Source organism: Streptomyces sp. UH6 (assembly GCF_013421635.1).
Lineage (GTDB): Bacteria > Actinomycetota > Actinomycetes > Streptomycetales > Streptomycetaceae > Streptomyces > Streptomyces abyssomicinicus.
The window spans coordinates 1-3,092 of the sequence record NZ_JACADT010000685.1 but is presented as its reverse complement, the minus strand read 5'-3'; the positions used below and the strand labels follow the sequence as shown (position 1 = coordinate 3,092).

The window sequence follows — 3,092 nt, the reverse complement described above, 5'->3', positions numbered from 1 at the left end:
GAGCCGCGCACCAGCGTCGCGCCCACGTCCACCCGCAGCCGGCCGTCCGCGCGGATGTGCGCGGTGCGGATCAGGATGGGGGAGTCCAGGGTCTGCGCGCCGCCCGCGTCCCGGCCCAGCAGGGCCAGCGCGCCCGCGTAGTAGCCGCGCCCCTCCGGCTCGTGCCGCTCGATCACCCGGCAGGCGTTCTGCACCGGCGAGCCGGTCACCGTCGCGGCGAACATGGTCTCCCGCAGCACCTCGCGGACGTCCAGCGTGGAACGGCCGCGCAGCTCGTACTCGGTGTGGGCCAGGTGCGCCATCTCCCGCAGCCGCGGTCCGACCACCACACCGCCCATGTCGCCGACCGTGCACATCATCTTGAGCTCCTCGTCCACCACCATGGACAGCTCCTCGGTCTCCTTGGCGTCGCCGAGGAACTCCAGCAGGTCCTCCGGCGTGGGCCCGCCGGCCGGGTAGCGGTAGGTGCCGCTGATCGGGTTCATCACCACGGCCTGCCCCGACATCCGCACGTGCACCTCGGGGCTTGCCCCCACCAGCGTGCGGTCCCCGGTGTGCACCACGTACGTCCAGTACGCGCCCCGCTCGCCCTCCAGCAGCCGCCGGAACAGGGCGAGCGCGTCGGCCGCGCCGAACCCGTCGATCCGGCCCCGGTAGGTGCGGCGGATCACGAAGTTGGCGCCCTCGCCGCGCCCGATCTCCTCCCGCAGCACCCGCTCCACGGTCGCCGCGTAGGTGGTGTCGTCCTGGTCGAAGCCGCCGTCCTCCACCCGCACCGGGTGCGCGGGAAGCTGGGCCAGGGCGTCGGCGAGCGGGATCTCGTACGTCTCCTCGGGGGTCAGGGCCAGCAGCGGCGTGCCGTCGTCGCGGACGTCGAAGCCGCGCTCGCGGATCTGCCGGAACGGCACCAGGGCCAGCGCCCGGTCCGGCAGCGCGGCGAGCTCGCCGTACTCGGCGACCGGGCCGACCAGCAGCTCGACGAGATCCTGGTCACGGCCGGGGGTGCGGCGGCGCAGCAGGGCGAACGGGCGTCCGTCGCCGGGCAGCAGCGAAAGGTCCATGGCGGGTGCTCCTCACGGGGAAGTGGTGGGGAGGAGCGGCCCGGTCGCGAAAACACCGAAGGCCGCCCCTCGGGCGGCCTTCGCGAAGTGTGGGTACGCGCAGTCAGTGGGCCGCCGAGGGAGCGGTCCACCACCAGTTGCGGTGCGTGAGCGTCTGGTGCGGGTGCGCGAACATGCCGGGAACAGTACCGCACCGTGTCGGCCGGTGTACGGGGTTCGGATGGTCCGTCCCACACTTTGGGCTTTTCATCCGAACCGAAGAAGGGAGCCCTTACTCTTGCTGGCGTGACCGTGAACCTTGAGAGCCCCGCCGCCTTCGTGCCGACCTGGAGAGACCTGCCCGCTGCCCAGCAGCCGGAGTATCCCGACCAGGAAGCCCTGGGCAGGGTCGTCACGGAGCTGGAGAGCTACCCGCCACTGGTCTTCGCCGGCGAGTGCGACCAGCTGAAGGCCCGGCTGGCGGCCGTGGCCAAGGGAGACGCGTTCCTGCTCCAGGGCGGCGACTGCGCCGAGTCCTTCGACGGCGTGGGCGCCGAACAGATCCGCGCGAAGCTGAAGACGCTGCTCCAGATGGGCGCCGTCCTCACCTACGCCGCCTCCGTGCCCGTGGTGAAGGTGGGCCGGATCGCCGGCCAGTACTCCAAGCCGCGCTCCAAGCCGATGGAGACCCGCGACGGCGTGACGCTGCCGGTGTACCGCGGCGACTCGGTGAACGGCTTCGAGTTCACCGAGGCCTCCCGGATCCCCGACCCGGAGCGGCTGAAGCGGATGTACCACGCCTCCGCCTCCACGCTGAACCTGGTGCGCGCCTTCACCACCGGCGGCTACGCCGACCTGCGGCAGGTGCACGCCTGGAACCAGGACTTCGTGAAGTCGTCCCCCTCCGGCCAGCGCTACGAGCAGCTGGCCCGGGAGATCGACAACGCGCTGAACTTCATGCGGGCCTGCGGTACGGACCCCGAGGAGTTCAAGACCGTCGAGTTCTACGCCTCCCACGAGGCGCTGCTGATGGACTACGAGACCGCCCTCACCCGGGTGGACTCGCGCACCGGCAAGCTCTACGACGTCTCCGGCCACATGGTCTGGATCGGTGAGCGGACCCGGCAGATGGACCACGCGCACATCGAGTTCGCCTCGAAGGTCCAGAACCCGATCGGCATCAAGCTCGGCCCCACCACCACCGCGGAGGACGCGCTCCAGTACGTCGAGCGCCTCGACCCGGACCGTGAGCCGGGCCGGCTGACCTTCATCGTCCGGATGGGCGCGGACAAGGTCCGCGACCGGCTCCCGGAGCTGGTGGAGAAGGTCACCGCCTCCGGCGCGACGGTCGCCTGGGTGACCGACCCGATGCACGGCAACACCTTCGAGGCGGCCTCCGGCCACAAGACCCGCCGCTTCGACGACGTGCTCGACGAGGTCAAGGGCTTCTTCGAGGTCCACAAGGAGCTCGGCACCCACCCGGGTGGCATCCACGTGGAGCTGACCGGCGACGACGTCACCGAGTGCGTGGGCGGCGGCGACGAGATCTTCGTCGACGACCTGCACCAGCGCTACGAGACCGCCTGCGACCCGCGGCTCAACCGCAGCCAGTCGCTGGACCTGGCGTTCCTGGTGGCGGAGATGTACCGCTCGCAGTGACGCTCCGAGCGGGCGCCTGACACGGCGCGACGACGGGCCCGACGATGGGGCGCGGATCACAGGGATCCGCGCCCCATCGGTCTTCCCGGGCACCGCGAGGTGGGTTAGGTTAGGTTTGCCTCACCAAGCGGAGCCTCTGGTTCCGGTCGAGGCCCATCCGAGCGAGCGAACCCAGGACGGGGGTGAACCTTCGTGTACGTGTGCAGCTGCTTCGGCGTGACCGAGGAGCAGGTGAAGCGCCACGCGGAGGCCGGCGCCTGCACCCCCCGTCAGATCGCCTCCGCCTGCAAGGCCGGCACCGACTGCGGTGGCTGCGTCAAGCGGATCCAGGCCATCCTCGGCCGGGGCGCCTGCCCCCGCCGCGAGCTGATCGAACAGGGCCGCCCCGCCGAA

The 3,092-nt window shown here is 71.2% G+C and carries 3 protein-coding genes; 2 read left to right on the top strand and 1 reads right to left on the bottom strand.

Annotation, left to right across the window (positions count from 1 at the left end; all coding sequences use genetic code 11):
* On the bottom strand, positions 1–1,061 hold a 1,061-nt coding region (locus tag HW445_RS24260; RefSeq protein WP_180223075.1), incomplete at its 3' end, for a chorismate-binding protein.
* Positions 1,062–1,346: 285 nt separating this feature from the next.
* On the opposite strand from HW445_RS24260, the gene HW445_RS24255 reads away from it, so the two are divergent.
* Together HW445_RS24255 and HW445_RS24250 are read left to right on the top strand one after the other, a co-directional pair.
* Positions 1,347–2,699, top strand: coding sequence for a class II 3-deoxy-7-phosphoheptulonate synthase (locus HW445_RS24255; RefSeq protein WP_180223074.1), 1,353 nt, complete (start codon positions 1,347–1,349; stop codon positions 2,697–2,699).
* Positions 2,700–2,891: 192 nt separating this feature from the next.
* Positions 2,892–3,092: bacterioferritin-associated ferredoxin (locus HW445_RS24250; RefSeq protein WP_180223073.1), on the top strand; the 201-nt coding region annotated here is incomplete at its 3' end.